At 48.9% G+C, this 20,882-nt stretch carries 18 protein-coding genes and 1 pseudogene; 8 read left to right on the top strand and 11 right to left on the bottom strand.

What is annotated here, in order from left to right:
• Genes CSA35_05795 through CSA35_05770 form a run of 6 tightly spaced genes read left to right on the top strand, consistent with a single transcriptional unit; the run spans nt 1 to nt 7,473 of the window.
• Nucleotides 1–1,248 (top strand): carboxylate--amine ligase, encoded by a 1,248-nt coding sequence (locus tag CSA35_05795; protein ID PIE54456.1) that lies wholly within the window; start codon nt 1–3, stop codon nt 1,246–1,248.
• A complete protein-coding gene (locus CSA35_05790) occupies nt 1,245–2,444 on the top strand; it encodes an MFS transporter (protein ID PIE54455.1) in 1,200 nt (399 codons plus the stop codon). The genes CSA35_05795 and CSA35_05790 overlap by 4 nt, the downstream gene beginning before the upstream one ends.
• An 18-nt stretch (nt 2,445–2,462) precedes the next feature.
• Complete coding sequence (locus tag CSA35_05785; protein ID PIE54454.1) at nt 2,463–3,989, top strand: ABC transporter substrate-binding protein; 1,527 nt, start codon at nt 2,463–2,465, stop codon at nt 3,987–3,989.
• Nucleotides 3,990–4,049: 60 nt separating this feature from the next.
• On the top strand, nt 4,050–5,015 hold the full coding sequence (locus CSA35_05780; GenBank protein ID PIE54453.1) for a sodium:proton antiporter: 966 nt from the start codon (nt 4,050–4,052) through the stop codon (nt 5,013–5,015).
• Nucleotides 5,012–5,875, top strand: coding sequence for a peptide ABC transporter permease (locus tag CSA35_05775; GenBank protein ID PIE54452.1), 864 nt, complete (start codon nt 5,012–5,014; stop codon nt 5,873–5,875). Before CSA35_05780 ends, CSA35_05775 begins: the two co-directional genes overlap by 4 nt.
• Nucleotides 5,872–7,473 (top strand): glutathione ABC transporter ATP-binding protein, encoded by a 1,602-nt coding sequence (locus tag CSA35_05770; GenBank protein ID PIE54451.1) that lies wholly within the window; start codon nt 5,872–5,874, stop codon nt 7,471–7,473. The genes CSA35_05775 and CSA35_05770 overlap by 4 nt, the downstream gene beginning before the upstream one ends.
• A 135-nt stretch (nt 7,474–7,608) precedes the next feature.
• Here CSA35_05770 and CSA35_05765 read toward each other — a convergent pair whose 3' ends face one another.
• The 7 genes from CSA35_05765 to CSA35_05735 all read right to left on the bottom strand — a co-directional run bounded on the left by CSA35_05765 (nt 7,609) and on the right by CSA35_05735 (nt 15,466).
• Nucleotides 7,609–8,559 carry a hypothetical protein gene (locus CSA35_05765; protein ID PIE54450.1) on the bottom strand — a complete coding sequence of 317 codons (951 nt, stop codon included), beginning with the start codon at nt 8,557–8,559 and terminating at the stop codon, nt 7,609–7,611.
• Between the two features lie 45 nt (nt 8,560–8,604).
• A complete protein-coding gene (locus CSA35_05760; GenBank protein PIE54449.1) occupies nt 8,605–9,438 on the bottom strand; it encodes a carbon-nitrogen hydrolase in 834 nt (277 codons plus the stop codon).
• Nucleotides 9,439–9,453: 15 nt separating this feature from the next.
• A complete protein-coding gene (locus CSA35_05755; protein ID PIE54448.1) occupies nt 9,454–10,695 on the bottom strand; it encodes a cytosine permease in 1,242 nt (413 codons plus the stop codon).
• 350 nt (nt 10,696–11,045) lie between these two features.
• Complete coding sequence (locus CSA35_05750; GenBank protein ID PIE54447.1) at nt 11,046–12,182, bottom strand: hypothetical protein; 1,137 nt, start codon at nt 12,180–12,182, stop codon at nt 11,046–11,048.
• Between the two features lie 274 nt (nt 12,183–12,456).
• Nucleotides 12,457–12,816 carry a hypothetical protein gene (locus tag CSA35_05745; GenBank protein ID PIE54446.1) on the bottom strand — a complete coding sequence of 120 codons (360 nt, stop codon included), beginning with the start codon at nt 12,814–12,816 and terminating at the stop codon, nt 12,457–12,459.
• 252 nt (nt 12,817–13,068) lie between these two features.
• Nucleotides 13,069–14,232 carry a peptidase M20 gene (locus CSA35_05740; protein PIE54445.1) on the bottom strand — a complete coding sequence of 388 codons (1,164 nt, stop codon included), beginning with the start codon at nt 14,230–14,232 and terminating at the stop codon, nt 13,069–13,071.
• A gap of 61 nt (nt 14,233–14,293) precedes the next feature.
• The gene (locus CSA35_05735; GenBank protein ID PIE54444.1) at nt 14,294–15,466 is read right to left on the bottom strand and encodes a hypothetical protein; all 1,173 of its coding nucleotides are present in this window, start codon (nt 15,464–15,466) and stop codon (nt 14,294–14,296) included.
• A gap of 537 nt (nt 15,467–16,003) precedes the next feature.
• Here CSA35_05735 and CSA35_05730 point away from each other — a divergent pair.
• Nucleotides 16,004–16,129, top strand: a pseudogene (locus tag CSA35_05730) (IS5/IS1182 family transposase).
• A 338-nt stretch (nt 16,130–16,467) separates the two neighbouring features.
• Here CSA35_05730 and CSA35_05725 read toward each other — a convergent pair.
• The 4 genes from CSA35_05725 to CSA35_05710 all read right to left on the bottom strand — a co-directional run bounded on the left by CSA35_05725 (nt 16,468) and on the right by CSA35_05710 (nt 19,046).
• A complete protein-coding gene (locus tag CSA35_05725; GenBank protein ID PIE54443.1) occupies nt 16,468–16,899 on the bottom strand; it encodes a GNAT family N-acetyltransferase in 432 nt (143 codons plus the stop codon).
• A 50-nt stretch (nt 16,900–16,949) separates the two neighbouring features.
• Complete coding sequence (locus CSA35_05720; protein ID PIE54442.1) at nt 16,950–17,222, bottom strand: hypothetical protein; 273 nt, start codon at nt 17,220–17,222, stop codon at nt 16,950–16,952.
• Between the two features lie 47 nt (nt 17,223–17,269).
• On the bottom strand, nt 17,270–18,586 hold the full coding sequence (locus CSA35_05715; GenBank protein PIE54441.1) for a sodium:proton antiporter: 1,317 nt from the start codon (nt 18,584–18,586) through the stop codon (nt 17,270–17,272).
• A 145-nt stretch (nt 18,587–18,731) separates the two neighbouring features.
• Nucleotides 18,732–19,046: a hypothetical protein gene (locus tag CSA35_05710; GenBank protein ID PIE54440.1), complete on the bottom strand. Its 315-nt coding sequence runs from the start codon at nt 19,044–19,046 to the stop codon at nt 18,732–18,734.
• A 92-nt stretch (nt 19,047–19,138) separates the two neighbouring features.
• Between CSA35_05710 and CSA35_05705 the strand changes: the two genes are divergently transcribed.
• Nucleotides 19,139–20,749 carry a gamma-glutamyltransferase gene (locus tag CSA35_05705; protein ID PIE54534.1) on the top strand — a complete coding sequence of 537 codons (1,611 nt, stop codon included), beginning with the start codon at nt 19,139–19,141 and terminating at the stop codon, nt 20,747–20,749.
• Nucleotides 20,750–20,882 lie beyond the last annotated feature (133 nt).

The raw sequence follows: 20,882 nt of genomic DNA, 5'->3' as shown, positions 1-20,882 counted from the left end.
GTGTCTCGTCTGCTTATGCTCGAGAGTTGGGTAGGTGCCAATGGAAGGCTTCTGCCTCAGAGAATCAAGGAGATGGGACACAGCTACGTTCTGGCGACCCGATCTCCCAATCACTACGGCACAGATCATGACGGAACTCCTCACCCCGTTCTGGCGCTGGCCGATGAGATTCTCTCTGTGGAGACCAACGACGTTCGTCAGATCCTGGATGCCGTGAGGGGACGTCGTTTTGACGGGGTCATAACCATCTGCGATTACTACATCGAAACGACTGTAGAAGTATCCCGCTCCATGGGGCTGCCTTGCCCCTTTCCCCAGGGAGTGAAGAATATCAGGCGAAAGGATATTCTGAGAGCAACCCTCGACAGGACAGGAATTCCCAATGTTCAGCATGCCCTGTGCTCCTGCTGGGACGAGACGAAAGCGTCGGCTAATCGTCTCAGCTACCCGCTGGTTATCAAGCCCGTCGATCTGGCCTCCAGCGCTTTCGTCCGACTGATTCACGACGAGCGCGAGCTTCAGGACGCCTTTGCGGCCCTGGAAGCCTTTACCGTCAACTTTCGGGATCAGCCCCGAGAGAGGCTTATACTCCTGGAGGAGTACCTGGATGGCCCTGAATTCAGTGTGGAAACCGTTATATCCAGAGGACAACCAACGACCCTGGGTATAACGGACAAGTCGGTGACGGGAAGTCCCCGTTTTATCGAGGACGGTCATATGTTTCCCGCTCCTCTTGAGCCCAATGTAGAGCAAACAGTCATGGACTACGTCAACTCGGTACTCCAGGCCCTCCAGTTCGAGTATGGGGTAGCACATACGGAGATTAAACTGACGGCAAATGGGCCAAAGATCGTAGAGATCAACGTGAGACCTGCAGGAAACTACATCGCCGAGCTGGTGGAAATCGTCACAGGGGTGGACATTCTGAAGGCTTTCGTCGATCTCTCCCTGGGACAGCGTCCCGTGGTCGAACGACGTAATACCGGCACGACGAGTGCGGCTGTGGCTTTTCTCGTTCCGAACGGATGGGGCATCATCAAGGAGATGTCCGGCATTGACGTCATGGCCAGGGCACCCCATGTCCACCGATGGTCCATGGAGGATCTGACAGGAACCGTCGTTCATAAAGCTGTGGACAACGCTTCATACCTGGGGCACGTCCTGACGGTGGACCCTCTGGGTATGGAGGCCAGATATCACGCAGAGTCGGCCCTGAAAAGGGTGAATCTCCGTTTCGAACACCCATGACCGAAAATCGTCGGAGTTTCGTCGTTCTCCTGACCTTCACTTTTTTCATGGTCACGGGCTTCGAGATGATCATGCCCCTGGTCATAGGCCACTACGTTGGTGACCTGGGCTTCGCCGCGACAGCCGTAGGGGGCGCCTTGGCCCTTCGTAAATTTTCTCAGCAGGGTCTGGCCCTTCTGGGGGGGATCCTGGCCGATCGGAATGATGTGAAGCTCCTCGTCACCCTGGGCATGCTCATGCGTACGGTGGGGTTTGCCTTTCTCGCTTTCGCGCAGAGCTTTCCGTCCCTTTTGGTCGCCATGATCTTCATCGGTCTTGGAGGGGTCGCCTTCGAGACCCCCTACCAGGCAGCCATCGCCGCTCTGACGACGCCGGAGAACCGTTCCCGGTACTTCTCCATGAACAATACCCTGGTCGGGGTGGCATCCACGGTTGGCCCCCTTCTGGGAGCTCTGCTGCTTGTCCTGGACTTCAAGGCCGTCTGCTTCGGAGCCGCAGGATGTTTCTTCGTCAATGCCGTCATCTCCCTGGTGTGGCTCCCGTCCATACGGCCCAAGACGAACCCCCTCTCTGTAGGGCGATCCCTGAAAATCCTTAAAAGAGATCGGAGATACATCCGCTTTGTCGCTCTGATGTCAATTTTCTGGCTCGCCGCTTCCCAGATTGACATCACCTTTCCCCTGCGGATACGACAGATCTCGGGAGCTCCAGAGAGCGTAAGCTGGATGTACTCGGTATACGCAGCTGTAACTGCTATACTGCAGTATCCTCTGGTTTCCCGTCTGCTCAGGACCCACACGCCCCGTCAGATCATCGTCATGGGGACTGTCGTCATCTCAGCAGCTCTGGCAATCACACCGTTCATCCCGACGACGAGAGTTTTTCTCTGCCTGGTTGCCGTCTACACAGTGGGGATGCTCCTGGCCCGACCTAACCAGCAAAGTATGGCCATCAACCTGGCAGAAAAGGGAACGACAGGGCTCTACCTGGGATTCAACGCTATGAGCTTCGCTGTGGGCAGCGGCGGAGGGGCGATACTGGGAGGATTCCTGTTCGACATGGCACAGATCCATCACACGCCTCTCCTGCCATGGGCCGTCTTCTGCATTATCGGGGCCCTGGCAGTGGTGGGATTTGTGCTCAGCAAGGATCTGGATCATGAGAGAACGGAAGGCATGACGCCCTCCGAAAATTGACAACATAGGGAGGAATCTATAGTGAACAGCTTTACCGTACGAGGCCTGTGTGCCGTCTTCGCCATTTTAGCAGCGATACAACCAGCAATTGCCGGGAAAAACGGCGGCAAGCAGGAACTGGTGTTAGTCGAACGGGAAATCGCGAGCAGTCCCGACCCGTCCTATTATCCGGGCTCTAACCACTACATCAAAAACGGAGCCGCAGAACCCCTTTTCAAGGCCGATCCCGAGGGACAGATTCAGCCATGTCTCGCCAGAGGCTCGAAACAAATCGACGAATATACGTGGGAAATATATCTCCGTCCAGAGGGGAAGTTCTGGAGCGGTGCAGCTATCGATGCAGAGGCCGTCATCGGTTCTCTGGAGCGATCCAGAGAAACAAACACAAGAGCCCTGCCATTCCTTAAAGACCTGAAATTCAAAGCCCTGGATCGTTGGACCCTCCAGGTGACGACGACCAGGACCAATCAGTTCGTTCCGCTCAATCTGTCGTATATGGAGCTGTGTATCTTCAACAGCAAGGCGGCTCACAATTCGGTCGAGACCATGGACATGAGCGGTATGTACAAGGTCGTCGCCTTCGAGCCAAAACAGCGGATGATTCTGGAGATCAATCCCAACTATTACGGCAAAAAGCCCACCATTCCCAGAATAATTCACGAGGAGATCTCCGACCCTGAAACCAGAACCCTGGCGATTATGAGCGGACGAGCTGACATGGTCTTCCATATCTCCAATGAAAGCGTCGCCCAGTTAAAAAATAACAAAGATGTAGTTTTAAACATAACTGCTGCTGCCAGTACTCAGACGATATATCTGAACTTACAAAACCCTATCCTCAAAGATATTCGAGTTCGTCAGGCTCTTGCCTGGGGACTGAACCGCCAGGAAATATCGCTTTTAGGAACAGAAGGACTTGGTCTTCCACTGACTACATGGCTCAGTTCAAATCCAAGGTACCGAGATCATAAAAGCGATGTCTATACACACTTTGACCCCCAAAAATCCGGTAAGCTCCTGGATGAAGCAGGATGGAAAATGGGCAAAGATGGATTCCGGCATAAAGACGGTCAGGATCTTTCCATCACACTCATGACCTGGGGACAGGATAAGACTCTGGGAGAGGCAATACAGCATCAATGGACAAAGCTTGGCGTCAAAGCTCGGGTGCAACATGGAGATTACAGTCTTATTCAGGCTGCTCGGGATACCGGAGAATGGGACGCTTTCATCGAGGCCTGGCAGAGCTTTGGCGATGAGTATTCTCTTCTATGTGGACAGTTCGCCCCTACCGGAGGAGCCAATTACGGAAAATATAACGATATGAGAACGAACTCGTTGCTCGAAAAACTTCGGGTAGCCTCCAGTGAAAAGCAGCGTCGAGAGCTCGCCGTCGAGATCAATGCTCATGTAGCGAAGCAATGTCCTGCCATTTACGTATGCAGCAGAATTGAGACCACAGCAACTCGACGAAATCTCAAGGGGTACGTGAAACACTTCCGCCAATTTGAAAATGGGATCAATGCCAACCTTTATTTTGAATAATTAAAAAATCGTTTCCGAAACGCAGAAAATACTCATGAATCAAACGAGAGGAGAAGCTCCATGCAGATAGGTATTCTGGCGAAAAAAACCGTCGAATTTTGTCTCACGCTCTTTTTTTCGAGCTTTCTCCTCTTCTTCCTGATCCACCTCGCTCCAGGCGACCCGGTAAAACTCCTCCTGGGAGACCCTGAAGTGCCCATGACCGATACAACTCTGTACGAAAAACGCTATGAAGAGATGAGAGAGGAGCTTCACCTTAACTCACCGCTGCCGATTCAGTACTGGGTCTGGCTGAAACGGGTCTCACAACTTGATCTGGGGACCTCCATCTTTACAAAGCGGCCGGTGAGCGATGAACTTCTGGACCGTATCCCGGCCACACTGCTCCTCTCTCTTCCCGCTCTGGCTCTCCAGGTCTTACTGGGTGTCTCCCTGGGAACGGCCTCAGCCACTCATCGAGGACAACCGACGGACCAGGCAATCCGAATTCTCTGCGTCGTCCTGGCAGCCATTCCGGCATTCGCTCTGGGGCTTTTCCTCCTCTACTACTTTGGGGTAATCCGACAGATCTACGAGATCAGCAACTCCGCTGGATGGACGAGATTGTGGCTTCCGGCGATCACCCTGGGAACGATCTCGTCGCCGCCCTTGATCCGAGTCATGCGGGCCAACATGCTTCAGGAGTTCGGGAAAACGTATATCGCCTCCACCATCGCTCGAGGGATGGGACGGAGCCAGATTGTCCGCAACGCCTTCAGGAACACCCTTCTCCCCCTTATCACCATGACCGCCATGTCCCTCACCAGCCAGCTTGGGGGGGCGGTGATCGTGGAGAACATCTTTTCCTGGCCGGGGGTTGGTAAATACGCATTGGACAGCATCATGCTTCACGACTACCCCGTGATCCAGGGATATGGCTTGGTCATGCTCGTCATGGTGATTACCGTTAACTACGGTGTGGATGTGATCTGTTTTGCCGCCGATCCCCGATTGAACAACGCACAAAAGGAGAGCTCCGAACGATGAGATCCTGGACGGCAATGCCCTACACTCTGAAAGCGGGGCTGGTCCTTTTCGCCATCGTCCTTTTGGCGGTGACTTTGGCAGGCACTCTGTCCCCCTACGATCCCGTGGAGCAGGAACCGATGAACAGGCTCAAGCCACCGTCGACGGCCCATCTTTTGGGAACAGACGCCTTCGGACGGGACATCCTGTCCCGCTTACTTCACGGTGGCCGTGCTACTCTGACGGCCTCAATATCCGCTCTTCTGGTAGCCATGGCCATCGGCTGCTCAGTAGGAATGATCGCCGGAATGTACGGAGGTATTGTGGAGACGATTCTTATGCGACTCGTCGACACCCTCATGGCCTTTCCGTTCATCGTACTGGCGATCATCGTGACGGCCCTATTTGGGACCGGATTTTTTCATCTTCTCCTCACCATCGTTTCGGTATGGTGGGTTCCCTTTGCCAGGCTGGCCAGAAGCATCGCCCTTAACTCGAAAAACGACGTCGACGTGTCCGCTGCAAAAATTCTTGGAGCATCTACCATGACAATCATCCGTCGGGAAATTTTTCCCCGTGTCGTAGGCCAGGCCGTAGTTCTCGGGACATTCGAGCTGGGCAGCCTGATAATTTCCATCTCGGCCCTGTCCTTTTTCGGCCTTGGCTCCAAACCTCCGGCACCCGAGTGGGGGAGCATGCTCGCTGACAGCAAGGCCTATTTTTTCAGGGCTCCTCACATGCTCCTCGGTCCGACCCTCTGTATCTTTCTCACCGTATTGGCCCTTAACCTCATAGGCGAGGGGATGCGGGACCGATTTGACCCCTTCGAGATCCCCGTGCTTCCCGAAAATCGATCACAAGATGGGAGGCAACGTCCATGAAAGCTGAGATCTCACATGTGCAAGACCCCGTGATGAGGCTGAAAAACCTGCATGTCCGATACGGAGGTTCGATGACTCCAGCTGTCCAGGATCTGTCTTTCTCTCTGAACAGAGGGGAATGTCTGTCCATTATAGGCCAGAGCGGATCGGGAAAATCCACCGTGCTCAAAGCCATCACCGGTCTGTTACCGCCATCGGCACAGGTCCGAGGTCTCCTTCATATCGGGGGCAAAACCCTGGACTTATCGGGTAAAGCAGCCCCCTGGCTGAAAATCCGAGGGACAGCAATTGGTCACATCTTCCAGGATGCTCAGCAAGCTCTGAATCCCATGAAAACCGTTCGGTCCCATTTCAAGGAAACCCTTCTGTTCCACGGAATCTGTTCTGAGTCAGAGACGGACGACGTGGCACAGCAATATCTGGCTCACATGAACTTCACGAACACGGAGAAGGTTCTGAGAGCCCACTCTTTTGAGCTCTCTGGAGGAATGGCTCAACGGGTATGCATCGCTCTGTCCCTCTGTCTGAGACCCAGGGTGCTCATCGCCGACGAGGTAACCTCGGCGCTGGACATCGTAAGTCAGATGGAGGTCCTTCGCCTCCTTGAGAAAACAAGAAAAAAACTGGGAAGTGCCATCCTTTTCATAACTCACGACATCCGGGCAGCCCGCTTGGCAGCGGACAGCCTTCTGGTTCTGGACGATGGAGAGGTCCAGGACAGAGGCCGACTGGACGACATCCTAGCCTCAGCACGGTCGCCCTACACCAAAGAACTCCTCGGCAAGGGAGCCATCTTTCCCCATGTCACCACACGGCCTCCAGGTGGCGATGAGCCCCCCCTGCTTCGGATCGAAAAACTCGAGAAGACATACCCGGGGCAAAAAAAGCCAGCTCTGAAAGGATTTTCCCTGTCAGTTCAGACCGGAGAGATTGTGGGAATTCTGGGAGAAAGCGGATGCGGAAAATCCACCCTGGCACGGTGCATCGTCGGCCTTGAGAGATGCGAGTCGGGGTCCATCCTCTTGGACGGAATGGAGATACAGGGGAAACGAGCCAAGGACAGGCGAGAACTGAAACGAGCAATACAACTCGTCTTCCAGGACGGCCGGGGGTGTCTGAACCCCAGAAGAAAAGCGACAGATCTGGCAGGAGAGCCTCTGGGATACCTCAAACTGTGCCAAAGGTCGGCCATAGCCCCCGCTGCCCAGCGGTTCCTGATCGAGGCGGGCATACCAGCCGAGCTCCATGACCGCAGACCCCCCGAGCTCAGTACCGGTCAATGTCAGCGTGTCGCCATCGCCCGAGCCATATCGGTGCAGCCCAAGCTCCTCATCTGCGACGAGGCCGTATCGGCTCTGGATGTGGGGACACGAAACCACATACTGGAGCTCCTCCTGGACATCCACATCCGAAAAGGTATCTCGATCCTCATGATCTCCCACGACCTGGGCGTCCTTAAAAACGTGTGTCACAGGATCGCTGTCATGAAAGACGGGCTCCTCTGCGATATCCTCACCACCTCGAATCTCCGGAAAACGAACAGCCATCCTTACGTCAGAGAGCTCTTCGACCTCGAGGACGAACTCTCGAGACCCTAAAGACAGACGAGAACGAAGCGTCGAGTGTTCTGACCACAAAAGACGGCTTGTTGATCGGTTCCCCTTGAGAGGGAAAAGACCGTTCTTCAAAGCAAGTTGAATCACGAGCGATAAGACGTTTTCATCACGCGACAGTCAGAGAGCTGACATCTTTCCCATTGTTTGAAGGAACTTCATACTCCCATAGAGCTTCTGTATGTGATCGAATTCCTTCGGATCGTAAAAGCTTGCATCTCCCCTCCCGAATGCTTTAGCGACTTCTAAAACAAAACGGACAACCGATTCGATATCTACAACCGATGAAACCCCCGTACTGCATCCAGGAACGGAAATCTCTGTCGTCAAAGCAACGCCTACTACTGGTGCACTCGTTGCAGTACAAGGCTGAAGAATACTATTCAGGTGATGCAAGCCATTCCCGTAAGGCGTGATGTCCTGAGTCGTGAGGGCAAAAACAACCGGTGCCTTCCCCGTAACGTAGCTCATGAGGCTCAGCAGGTCCTCGCTCACTCTTAAAATATACCCCTCCTTCACCGTAGGAGAGAGAGCAAAACCACAATAGTTGATAATCCGATTGCCGCGGGTCGTATCGATGGATATCACGGCATCAAGCTCTTTCGCCATCTCCTCAGTGTTGGCAATCGTCATGCTGATTGGCGAATCCATAAAAGGAACTGGAGCATGTGGTCGGATCAGAGCATTGGGACAGATATGAGTAGATACGAACACATCCCCCTTCAACCTGTCGCCTATTTTTATCATGTGTCCCAGCTTCATAGCAAAAGCTACAGCAGAGATGGCACCATCGGCGTCCGAAACCAAGCCAATCTCCTCGGGACGGGCCCCGATCCCACCGAGGCGACCAACAACACCCAGAGTCGGAGCACTACCGCCGTTTTTCTTCCCCCTCGTTCCAAAAAACCAGACTTTCACAAAATCCGTGTTCCCCCTAGAAGTCTGAACTTTTTTTACCTCAATGTTTTCAGGAGATACCCCAACCTCAATCAGGGCCACTCCTACATCCTTACCTGAGACCGTAGGACTATCCAGCAATTCGTAGGCTTCCATGACATATTTCATAGACACGACAGAGTCTCCCTTTTATATTTTTAAACTACATAATTTATTGATTCAACTAAAATTAGTTATAGACTCATAAATATAAGGTTTTCGATCTCTCAGATAAGGAATTTCCGTCCTAAAACGCTCAATATCCCCCAAGTCAATCTCTACCACCTCAACAGCTTCTCTATCCATGGGAAGCTCTGCAATCACCGTCCCTCTAGGGTTACAGACCTTACTCTTTCCAAAGAGATACAAGTCTTCCTCATGTCCGAAACGGTTCACCCCTGCCACAAACAAAAGGTTTTCCAATGCTCTCTGGGCGACATTCAAGTCCCACATATCCATATCCTGAATCCGCCAAGCCGAGGGACAAAATACAAGTTCTGCTCCGTTTAAGCTCAAGCTACGACAGGCTTCTGGAAAACCAGCATCATAGCAGATCATAAGCCCTACCTTGACAGGCCCTCCTGAAAAGTTCAGTTCAAAAACAGGGTAACTATTGCCTTCTTTATAATACATGGCCTCCAGAGCCCATAAATGAGTCTTGTCAAAATAGCCAGCCAGCTTGCCTTTGTTATCAAAAATCAAAGCAGAATTAGCCAATATCCCGGAAGCAGACGTTTTACGCCCTATCGGGACAATAAGATGGATCTGGTTTTCATGCGCTGACTCTGACATCTCAGACACAATAAAATCATAATATTCGTTTCCTAGAGAAATGGTTTTTTCCCCAAGAACCGATAGATTATACCCTGTGGCAAAAAGCTCGGGAAAACAAAGGATATCAGCCCCTTTTAACTTCCCTTCAGCAATTAGTTTCCGGGCATGAAACACGTTCTCTTGAACCTCCCCAAGCCTTCCTTCAAATTGCACAAGACCTATTTTTATTTTCCTGTCCATAATCTCCCCTCCCCTCTAGCTCTTGCTCGTTCGAGCTACTCCAAAAATCAAGTGAAGAACAAGATAGGAAAAAGCTGCTGCGACAATGCTGTTGATTGGAGGAAGACCTAGGGGTATACGAGAAGAATACCAAGACACCAGAGCTCCAAGCAACCAAGCTACAATAGCTATAAAGTGAATCCCCTCTCTCAAAGCAAGGCGACTTTTATTGATAATATAATAATCTGCCCACATAACACCTGCTATACCGGGAACCAGCATACTGAGAAAACTTAAAAAATCAATAAATTTAAAAATAATTCCTGATGCGGCAATCGCCGTTCCAATAAGACCAGCAATGATAGTTAAAGTCATTCGACTGACGTTTGGAAGCAAAGTCTTAAGCGCCAAACCTCCAGAATAGGCATTGGAGAGATTAGTAGACCATGCAGCCAAAAGAAGAATAAGGAAAGCAATCATGGGAAAGCCCTGAGTCGCCAAAACCTCCGTGATATTCCAGGATGGAGCGTTCATTGCGATAAGCCCCGCTGCTACTTGCTGAAAAATTGAGATAACAGCAACCCCCCAGAAACCGATGTAGAGGATATCTTTCGCCCCCCGTGTATAACGCAGATAATCCGGGGAAATAATCGCCCCCACAATGATAAGCCCCACAACACTGTTAATCCCCTCTGTAAAAGAGATAGGATTAGACGGGGTGTACTGCCACAACGCCTCCAAGTTTCCACCAGCCACAATACGTCCTACCCCCCATATCATCAAGATAATTAGAGGGGGGACGGCAACATAGTTAAAGACGGCCATCGTCTTAAAGCCCATAGCCGCAAAAGTCATCATAAGCAAACCCAGGACAACCACTGTGAGAGTTAGATTTATAGAGGGGAAGACCTTCTGTACAGAGAGCCCTGCCACCCCAGCCTGAATCCCAAACCACCCAAAACTGGTGATCCCCAAAATAAGAGCGATAATCATCCTGCCGCCCTTGCACCCGAAAGCACTTTGAGCTAAGACATATGTGTTCAGTCCCTCACGGCAGCCAATGTACCCCTGAAAAAATAGAATCAACACCAATAACACATTACCTGCAACTGAGACCCCAATAAGGCTTTTCAACGACAAACCGGCTATCAAGGCTCCACCAACCATCAGCTCTGATATCGCAACATTACATCCCAGGATATTGAAAAGTGGGGCCTTCCAGCCCGTGCGCCCCTCAGGGGGAATTGGGTTCAAAATCAGTTCTTCTTTCTCAGCCATAATAATCTTACTCCCTTCATTAATGTTATGAGCAAATAATTATGTTTGAGGTTATCTTGACACAAAACACAAGGCCACTGAATCCGTTACACTCCATAAGGGAACATAGAGCCAAACACATTTTTTAAAAATATTATTTAAAACACTAGCTCTAAAAATTAACTTATAAAGATCGATCGCACAAAAACCCCGTTCCCTCAACCAGCATAAAACATGTTCTTTCAGCCGATCAGAGAGATATATTCGCCGCTGGAAGCTGGAAGTAATAGACTGTTCTATTAGAAGAATAGCAAATTTTTCAAAAAAGAGACAAGGGCCTATAGAACAAAAAGGGGACGATTTGTTGTGCTTTATGAACGAGAGTTGAAATAAACAGAGAGGGCCAAAAAGAGCCTATGAAAGAGAACACCACTAAGGCTCCCTTCTGGTAAAAGACTTTCTATTTTTGAAAGGCGATACCGCAATGAATTGCGGTGAAGGTAAAGAGTTTCAGCTGTCTTTGCATGGTTTTTATCGCAAAGCATAAATATCCAAAGGGTCTCAAGGAAGGAGGTCCCATGTTCCGCATCATATTCTATAAGAGGTTGCAGAAGAAGATATGATTCTTTTAAAACATCTTGCTCACCTTCTTTTCTTGAGAGCACTGGCATAAAAAGGCGAACATCCGAAGGTGTATAAACTCCTCCTGGATAGTGAAAAAGCTGGAGTATTCGCAAGGTTTGTATGGCCTCGTCAAAAAAGAAGGCCATCTCATGCAAGGGACTTTGTTCAATAAAAACAATGTATGCATGTGCAATTAATGAGGTCTTTTCTCGAAAAGTCTCTATGACAGATGCAGCACGGCTGTTCATAAGAAAAAGGACTTGAGGTGTATTCCTCGTTACACAAAGAAGTACGCCTTCTTTCTCTGCCAGACCTTCCAATACAACGGCAAGACTCTCTCTTACTGATGCTTTTGCCTCAAGCACAACAAAATTTATCTTGGAAAAACGGGAGACGCCGCTTGCTTCAAAACGCAAAAGTGCCTGCTCTTCAGAGTTACCGTAACAAAGCTGCACAAGAGCATTTTCCCTCCTTGCAAGAAGTGAATTACTGCATTCATCCTCAAGAATGGCTCGTGTAAGAGAACGAATGGCATCCGAATAGTGAAGCTCCAAAGGGAGCTGTATGAGAGGAAAAGCATGCTGCTCTGCATAGTTGCAAAGTTCTTCAGGAAAAACATGTAAAAATCGGCCAAACTTAATTCCAAGACCGGCTGCTTTGTATTCAACAAGCGTTTGAAGAAATTTTTTGAGAGCTTTCACGTTCTCACGAAAGGCATATGCAGTTGTCATAAAAAATATGCTATCAGAAGCAATCCATGATGAGACATCAGGAACTTCAGCTACATCGACATAACGAACAAGACGGTCAAGTCCTTCGTTACCTGCTATTACCTCAGAATGATTAAATACAGGAAGCCGTAAAATGTCCTTGACAGCGATCATTATCAGACCCCGATGAAAAAATATTTCAATTAATACAACGCTCTAGATAAAGACATGGGTAATAAATTTGCTCCCCTTCTATAAATTTATACAATCTTTTTAGATTTAGAAAATAATTATTTTTAACAAAAACCTGTAGCCTCCCAGAGGGTTAGCATAAGATATACACAAATACCCCTCGAAATCTGCTCAAATCAGAGGGTTTCAAGTCTTTTTATTCCATGCACTATTATAGGTGGAAAGAACTGACATATCCAACTGGGAGTAAGGCTGTTCAGTCATGGGCGTCCTTAAAAACGTGTGTCACAGGATCGCTGTCATGAAAGACGGGCTCCTCTGCGATATCCTCATCACCTCGAATCTCCGGAAAACGAACAGACATCCTTACGTCAGAGAGCTCTTCAACCTCGAGGACGAACTCTCGAGACCCTAAAGACAGACGAGAACGAAGCGCCGAGTTTTTGATTACTAACAAATTTTTCATAAAAAGATCTCGATCAGCAGGTACGCCCCCCGTGAGTGTCGAAATACCTGTTAAGACGGATCGCTTAATGCAAGCCACATGATGTCCTGAACGAGGTTCTTCATCTTTTCCATGTAGCTTGTACAATCCAAGACACAGAGCCCCGTACACCAATATCGAAGCTCCAAAGCCGTAACTTTTACGGCTAACCTCCACCAGAAATTTATCATTTAACCAATATATCGACAACGTGTAGCTTATTGATTTCTCTGATACCAAAGAATATCCAGAGCACAAGGACGACAGGTCTCTGCTAGAAAAGGTGTATGTCAAACAGAAATATTAAATATCTCACACAATAAAGATGTAGCCGCTAAGCAACTAGGTTGCCACTTATGACCTCTTTGCGTTCTTGTATTAATTCTACTTGTTGAGAAAATCCAGTGCATACTGAACATGAAGAGCAGTTCCGTTCTCCAACACATCTTCATCTATATTGAACTTTGCATGATGATTTGAATAACAGGTGTCTTTTTGTTTATTGGCCGTGCCCAGCAAAGCGAAAGTGCCAGGAGCTTTAGCCAGATACTCTGCAAAATCCTCTGCTCCTGTCATTTTGGGAAAATCAATAATGACATCTTCCGACAGGATTTTTCCTATAGATTTTCGGGCCATTTCTGTAGATGCTTCATTATTAATCGTTGCAGGTGTCCCCCAAATATATTCAAGCTTGGCTTCGGCCCTGTAGCTGCTAGCCGTAGATTTAACAACCCTTTCCATTATAGTGGGCAGACTGTTTCTGACTTCAGGATTAAAACATCTCGTAGTCCCCTCTAATAAGGCCTCATCAGCAATGATATTAAACCTTGTGCCAGATTTAAACGACCCCACACTCACAACAATTGAATCCATTGGAGATACCTCTCTGCTTGCAATAGATTGTAAATTCATCACAATAGCTGAAGCAGCTACTATCGCATCCACTCCCAGATGTGGCATAGAACCATGTCCACCCTTACCATCCACAATAATTTTGAACATGTCTGCCGATGCCATACGTGGACCTGCTCCTATAGCTATAGTACCTGTTGGAAGAAAGGCCATAACATGCAAACCAAAAACTTCATCTACATCATCCATAGCACCTTCTTCAATCATTTTTCTTGCTCCATTGGCAGTTTCTTCAGCAGGCTGGAATAATAGCCTGACTGATCCATTGAATTTATCTTTAATTTCACTTAAAACCCTAGCTGCTCCTAAAAGCATCGCTGTATGCGAATCATGTCCACATGCGTGCATAACATCTTCATTCTGAGATTTGTAAGGCACATCGTTACGCTCAGTTATCTCAAGTGCATCCATATCAGCTCTTAGCGCGATAATCTTTCCTTCTTGCTTGCCTCTTATAGTTGCTAACACCCCTGTTTTAGCAATGGATACAAACGGGATACCCATATTATCCAGCTCTTCTTTTACTCTCCGAGAAGTTCTTTCTTCATGCCAACTCAACTCAGGATACATATGAAACTCTCTTCTCATGTCTATAATATATTTCTCGTATTTATGAGCTAATTCTTTAATATTCATTACGAACCCTCCATTTTAAACTATAAACAATAAGGCAAATATCCACTTAAAACCAAGCTCCTTATATCATTTTTGACATGATACCCCCAAGAACGACCGAAGCTATTGAAACCGTAACAAAGCCTGCAATAATCATTTTAGGCAAGATTGCCTCCAATACAACCTTTCGCTCCTCTTCGTTTTTAGCTACCGCATCAGCAACTTCATTAGGAATTATATATGTACCTGGAAAACCAAAAAGTGCTGAAGCTCCTATAGCTATCGACATTTCTTTGCTGTAGCCTACTATCTTCCCCACAATCATTGAAAAAATACTTAATCCCAAAACCCCCAAAACCAAAGATCCAATTATGGGCCATATCAAAGATAAAAGCATCTGAGGAGTAGCACTGGACAAATTATTAAACACGACCGCCAACAAAGCTATCATTACAAAACCAAAAGATTTTCCTATATTCATCGTGTCTTTTTCAAGAAAACCTATTTCTCTTGCAATTATACCGAATATAAGGCATATAATCAGCGTATTTACAGTGCCATTTGTCAAAGCTGCCACTTTAGCAGATAAAAATGCAACGATAGACAGTTTTGCCAACATTATCGAAGCAGTTTGAAGTTCTCTTCTGGTTTCTGGAATAAGCCGTTTTATAGGCTCTGTAGTAGCAGTTTCTTCTATTTCTTTTTCTGAAACCCGATATGTCTCTTTAGAAGCTAAGACTTTTATTGCCTCCTTTTTTAGACAATACGATGCAATCGGTGTACCAAAGAACGTCTGTATTACAAGAAGCATCGTAGCAAATACAGCTATGGCATCGAGTGCTTGGGCCCTGGCAGCTTCACTGACTAATAGTGCAGCAACAACCCCGCCGGAAATTGGAGGAGCTGCCGCTGCTGCCATTTGTCTGCCAAAAATAAGGCTTCCGATGAAATATACAAATATTCCTATGCCAGTAACCCCTGCAGTTGCCGTTAAAACCGTTTTCCACTGCGCCACCAATTCTTTAAAATTCATAAGCGTCCCCATATTTACTAGCAAAGGCGCCATTGTAATTATTCCAATAGTTAATAGACCTGAGTCACTAAAAATTGTTGCAGGCAGGCCCATCCAGAAGGCTATAAGAAATATAACCGATGTTACAAATAGCATTGAAAACAGTGCCTTGGTTTTGAAAGATACATAATCACCAATAGCAAATGCGACAAGAATAACCGTTATAGCAAGTAAACCGTTCATACAAAGCCCCCCTTATTAGCTCTTACCAACTCCCGACAATGTAAAATAATCAATATCTATCCAGTTTAGATTTGATAGTCACCCCCTCTGCTCTGTTTATATACCCTAAGGGGACCTCTAAGCCTCCGTTTTTTGGATTACCAAAATAAAAACCTAAATATCATAAAAAACGACAAGATAGATTAAATTAAAAATAAATACTTCTCTAGCTAAGCCCTATAGAGCAAATCTCTCAGTAGTTTTTCGAATGTGGACCAATCCACAGTTTCTCTATCGCATCCAGTGGATCGTTCACTTTTTAAGGACACTTCTAAAAAAGACTCCATATCGGCTGATGCTACAGCGCGTCAGACAAGCACATCCGAAAAAGCAGATTCGATGCAAAAAAGATCAGATAGTAGATACCACTATCGTCAAAGCCCATGTCCCAAAAGCCCTGTTCAGAGAAACACGTAGGGATGAAAACAACAGGATCAAAGACGGAGGAGTACCTGAGGACGGGGCCGAACATAAAAGATACCAAAAAGACATCGATGCCACCTGATAGTTCGAAGCATCGGGAAAGCGCGAGCCTCCACCACAATCGGCCTGAGAAAACTGGCCTGTACCATCACTCGATACTCGCTCCGAATGATGACATCAGGGGCATTATGTCCCGTATAAAGATACCGTCAAGCACTTACTGAAAAGAGCAAAAACAACAGCTCAGCAGGACTTTTGTGGCTCTTTTTTGACCACTTCCACTCTCGCTTTCACCCAAAGCTTATCTGGTGCTTTTTTGTGTCTCAAATCTCCAGAGGGGGTTGGAGGGTTTTAAAGGTGCCCATATGTCCTCTAAATGTATTATAGACGAAGTGATTCATATCTTGATGTGTGTTTCTAAGATATTGTAACACTAGCATAGCGCCTCCCTTCAGGCGATGAGTCACGAGAAAACTACGAGGCCCTCTCTAGGGATATCGGAGAGGGCCTCTCGTCTGTTTTTTCCAGCCTTGAGGTCATTAGGTAAGGCAGGATTTAAAGGTACCCACCGGAAGAAAAAGATGAAGATCGTTCTGTGAAATGAACTCAAACCCGTATTTGCCATAAAAACGCTTTTCGGTCTCGTCCTTTGATTCCACGAAGACGGCAAAAACCCCGATATCCAGGCTCAGGATTCTTAGCAACACATTTCGAAGCAAAAAAACACCTAACCCCTTGCCTTGCATGAATTGATCCACCGCAAGACGGCCAAGCCATACAGCCGGTAACAGGGAATAAGAATATCTTTTGGCAGGATCCTCCGGTAGGGATCTTAACGGGATGCTAAAAGCACTCAGGGTGTAGTATCCGATAAGATCGTTATCGGAGTTTACCGCCATATGGCATTTCGTGATATTCCGCCTTACGTCCTGAGAGACCTGTTTTTTTATGTATCTGTCCAGTTCTTCCACACCACATGAAAAAGACGGTTCTGTCCACCTCTTTGTTGAAAGGGACGACTCTACAGAGGAATTCCTTCATGCCTTTTGAAAAGTGCCTTTAGGGCTTCGTTTGGTGTAGGAGGAGTTTCTATCGCATGGAGTATTTTCTGTTCTGCCTCGATAGATAGATCTAAAATCATGTTTTCACGGATCACTTTATCAGCCTTTTCCTGTGCTGCTTCTATGAGAAACCTCGATACAGGAGTCCCCATTATCTCGGCAGCACATCGTATCAGTTTGTCCTGTCTCGAAGTCAACCTAGCCTCAAGCCCTTCACTTGCAACGGCACCCATCTATCTCACCTCCTACAACAATAACGTACGGCAAAATAACGGACAGATCAAGTTCCCAGGCCATCACCTTTTTTTACGAACGTCACCCTACCGACCAGCCCCCAAAGCGGTATCAGATACAAATAGCAGGCCGCTAGGACGCTTTCCGTCGGGGCAGATATGGAGACCAAAGGGACCGCTCCCGCTATGGACCATGGGATCAGGGGGGACGTCACCACGGCTGTATCCTCGAGACTTAAGGCCAGCCGGCTTTCCCTCACTTTCAGCCCTCGGCATATATGATGGGTGAGCATTATGGTAAGGGTCTGATTGCAGGCTATGGCACCGGAAACTATTGAGGTAACGAGTATGGCGCCGAAGGGCGAGATCCTGCCGGCCAGGCCGTCCACCTTCTTTTTCAGCGAGTTCAGTAAACCGGTTTTCTCGAAAATGCCGGCGTAGGAGGAGGAAATGAAGATTATCGCCGTCACCTTCACCATTGATAGAATCCCCCCACCGTCCATCAGAGCCGATAGTCTGCTATCCGTAGCCCTGTAGCCGTAGATTATCAGCTCCGGCATCGACGTCAGATCCAGGTTTTGATACATGACACATATGATCGAGGCGCATAGAATGCTGAGCACCATGGTGTATTTGACGTCGATCTTCAGCGAAGCCATCAGTAAGATGACCGCCGCCGGCAGCAGTACCACCCATCCGAGGTTGAAGCTTCTCCCGAAAAGAACCTGTACGGTTTCGTCCATCGCAGCCTGATGGGGCATAAGTAGCCCCACTGCCGTGTAGATCAGACAAGTCATGCCAAAGGGGACCAACGACGATCTCATCATGGCCCCGATGTTTTTGTATATGTCCGTCGAGGTCAGTCCCGCCACCAGTGACGCACTCATGGAGACGGGGGAACAGCGGTCGCCGAAGTAGACTCCGGATAATACGGCACCTCCGGTTATTACCGGGTTCATTCCCATGGAGGAGGACATTGTCATGCATACGCCCCCCATAGTGGCAGCGGTTCCGAAAGCCGTTCCTGTCAGAAAGGAGACCAGGCAGTTAAGCAGAAAGGTCATCAACACCATAAGAGAGGGCTTAACCATTCTGGACGAGTAGCTGACTATAGCCGGGATGGTACCGGAAGCTCGCCACAGGGCCGTAAGCACCCCTATCAGGAGAAGGATCACAACGACTTTCCTGACTGTATAGATGCCTTCGAGAGACATTTTGAGGATAGCTCCCGTAGAATAGCCTCTGAGCTGTGCGTGGACGAAAAATATACAGTATCCTGTCGAAAGGGCCAGCAGAATGGGAATGTTCAGGGTTATACAGATTGTAAGAGCTGTTATGAACAGTAGCAGAGTTATAATGTCCATATTATGACCGCCGATTCTGTAGGATCTGTCTGTTGAACTCCAACTAGCTTAACACAGTAAAAAGGGGTGTTTGTTCACGTCCAAAAAATCCTGAAGATAAAAACAGCAATGGCAGCACAGCTTTACAACTGCGTAAATGCGAAACTTATCGATTTGATCTGTGAAGAGCCTGCCCCCTGGCAAATCTCACCAACGTCGCAGTTCTGCTCTCTTTGCTTCTGGACGATCTGAACTGGGCAGGGTTCTCTCTGATTGAGAGAAAGAAAACGCCCTGCTGCTGGGGCCGTTCCAAGATAAACCGGCCTGTACCAGACGCCCTGTTCATCCGCCAGAGGCATACACAATCTACACGTTCAGGCCAGGCAGGAAAAGGCCGGTAACGGATATAAAGGCTGTCAGTTTTTTCAACGTCACCGACGAAAGACATCATTTGCTCATGCCCATCACTTCTTTGCACCATCTCAGAACAAACCCCTACGATTTTCTACATTTGAGCTCTATCGTATAATGACAGATAAGATTAGAGACTGTAACAAGGAGGCGAAAAATATGATGAAAGCGTTCGATCCCCAACGTTACAGATATCCGTCCAGACGGGCTCTGGTCTACGGTTCCCGTGGAATGGTGGCCACCTCCCACCCTCAGGCTGCCCAAGCCGGTCTGGAGATACTTAAAAAAGGCGGAAACGCAGTGGACGCAGCGATAGCGACGGCAGCAGCCTTGACGGTGGTGGAGCCAACTAGCAACGGTCTCGGAAGCGACGCCTTCGCCATAATATGCAAAGACGGAAAGCTTTACGGCATCAACGGCAGCGGCCCTTCTCCCAAGGCTCTGACGAGGCACATGCTAAACAAGAAGGGACTTTCTCGACTGCCCTCTATGGGCTGGCTTCCTGTATGCGTTCCCGGCGCGGTGGCAACCTGGAGCACCATGTCCCAAAGGATGGGACGTCTGTCCTTCCTGGAGATTCTGGCCCCGGCTGTGGCCCTAGCAAAGGAGGGGGTGGCAGTACCTCCTACGGTATCTAAAAGCTGGGGGACAGCCCTGGCGAAATATGGGACCTCCCATGATCCTGCTCTGTCCTCGTGGAAAGACACCTTCGTTTTCGACGGGGGAACCCCCGATCCTGGAGAAATAATCCGCCTGATACACCACGGCAGATCCTTAGAGCTCATAGCTCGTTCCGAGGGGGAGGACTTTTATCGGGGAGAGCTGGCGGAGCGGATTATCGCATTTGCCACCAAAACCGGAGGTCTGATTACCGCCGATGACCTTGAGGAGTACTCTCCCCAGTGGGTGGATCCCCTCTCCATGGATTATCGAGACATCACCGTATGGGAATTGCCGCCGAACGGTCAGGGCATAGTCGCACTGATGGCCCTTGGAATATTGAAAGGTATGGACTCTGCCGATCCGAACTCGCCCGATGCGCTCCACCGCTCCATAGAGGCCATGAAGCTGGCCTTTGCCGATGGACACCGTTATATATGCGACCCCGAGAGAGCCGAAATACCGATAGATGAGCTCCTCTCCGAAGGCTACCTCTCAGAACGACGTAAACTCGTGAGGGATAGCGCACTTCGTCCCAAGCCCGGCGATCCCTACTCGGGAGGCACAGTGTACCTGGCTACGGCCGACGGTTTCGGAAACATGGTTTCCATGATACAGAGCAACTACACCGGTTTCGGATCCGGCGTGGTCGTCCCTGGAACGGGAATTGCCCTGAATAACAGAGGACTGGGCTTCTCCATGGAATCGGACCATCCTAACGAGCTCGCACCGGGAAAGAGGCCCTATCACACCATAATCCCCGGCTTTCTCACCGACAAAAAGGGCAAGCCGCTGGGACCTTTCGGCGTTATGGGAGGCTACATGCAACCTCAGGGACATCTCCAGGTGATAACCAACCTGGTGGATAGGGGAATGAACCTCCAGGAAGCCCTGGATGCTCCCAGATGGCAGTGGACCGGTGGGCTGAAGATCTCGGTGGAGCAATCCTTTCCCTCCGATATCGCCAAGACCCTTTCCCGGATGGGACACGAAATTACCGTGCTCCTGGAGCCTGACTCCTTCGGCAGAGGGCAGATTATACTGAGAACGGATGCTGGCAGCCTGGTCGGAGCCACCGAGCCCCGAGCGGACGGGACCATAGCAACGTGGTGAAAGATGCCCTTCGAGGCAACGGTACGAAGCAGGCAGGTCAAAAAGACGTTTGGGCGAGACAGGGGTCTGGCGGAACGACCTGAGGCTGGGAGGCTCGGATGCAGTTTTTTAGAGGTGCCTTCAAGAGATGCTC

The sequence above is a fragment of the Dethiosulfovibrio peptidovorans genome, from assembly GCA_002748665.1.
GTDB lineage: Bacteria > Synergistota > Synergistia > Synergistales > Dethiosulfovibrionaceae > Dethiosulfovibrio > Dethiosulfovibrio peptidovorans_A.
This window is presented reverse-complemented; position numbering and strand designations above follow the sequence as displayed.

Bases quoted from the DNA above. Each gene is read 5' to 3' on its own strand.
- CSA35_05790 (PIE54455.1), top strand. From the start codon at position 1,245: ATGACCGAAAATCGTCGGAGTTTCGTCGTTCTCCTGACCTTCACTTTT.
- CSA35_05780 (PIE54453.1), top strand. From the start codon at position 4,050: ATGCAGATAGGTATTCTGGCGAAAAAAACCGTCGAATTTTGTCTCACG.
- CSA35_05775 (PIE54452.1), top strand. From the start codon at position 5,012: ATGAGATCCTGGACGGCAATGCCCTACACTCTGAAAGCGGGGCTGGTC.
- CSA35_05770 (PIE54451.1), top strand. From the start codon at position 5,872: ATGAAAGCTGAGATCTCACATGTGCAAGACCCCGTGATGAGGCTGAAA.
- CSA35_05760 (PIE54449.1), bottom strand. From the start codon at position 9,438: ATGGACAGGAAAATAAAAATAGGTCTTGTGCAATTTGAAGGAAGGCTT.
- CSA35_05755 (PIE54448.1), bottom strand. From the start codon at position 10,695: ATGGCTGAGAAAGAAGAACTGATTTTGAACCCAATTCCCCCTGAGGGG.
- CSA35_05750 (PIE54447.1), bottom strand. From the start codon at position 12,182: ATGATCGCTGTCAAGGACATTTTACGGCTTCCTGTATTTAATCATTCT.
- CSA35_05740 (PIE54445.1), bottom strand. From the start codon at position 14,232: ATGAATATTAAAGAATTAGCTCATAAATACGAGAAATATATTATAGAC.
- CSA35_05735 (PIE54444.1), bottom strand. From the start codon at position 15,466: ATGAACGGTTTACTTGCTATAACGGTTATTCTTGTCGCATTTGCTATT.
- CSA35_05720 (PIE54442.1), bottom strand. From the start codon at position 17,222: ATGGGTGCCGTTGCAAGTGAAGGGCTTGAGGCTAGGTTGACTTCGAGA.
- CSA35_05715 (PIE54441.1), bottom strand. From the start codon at position 18,586: ATGGACATTATAACTCTGCTACTGTTCATAACAGCTCTTACAATCTGT.
- CSA35_05710 (PIE54440.1), bottom strand. From the start codon at position 19,046: ATGGTGCAAAGAAGTGATGGGCATGAGCAAATGATGTCTTTCGTCGGT.
- CSA35_05705 (PIE54534.1), top strand. From the start codon at position 19,139: ATGAAAGCGTTCGATCCCCAACGTTACAGATATCCGTCCAGACGGGCT.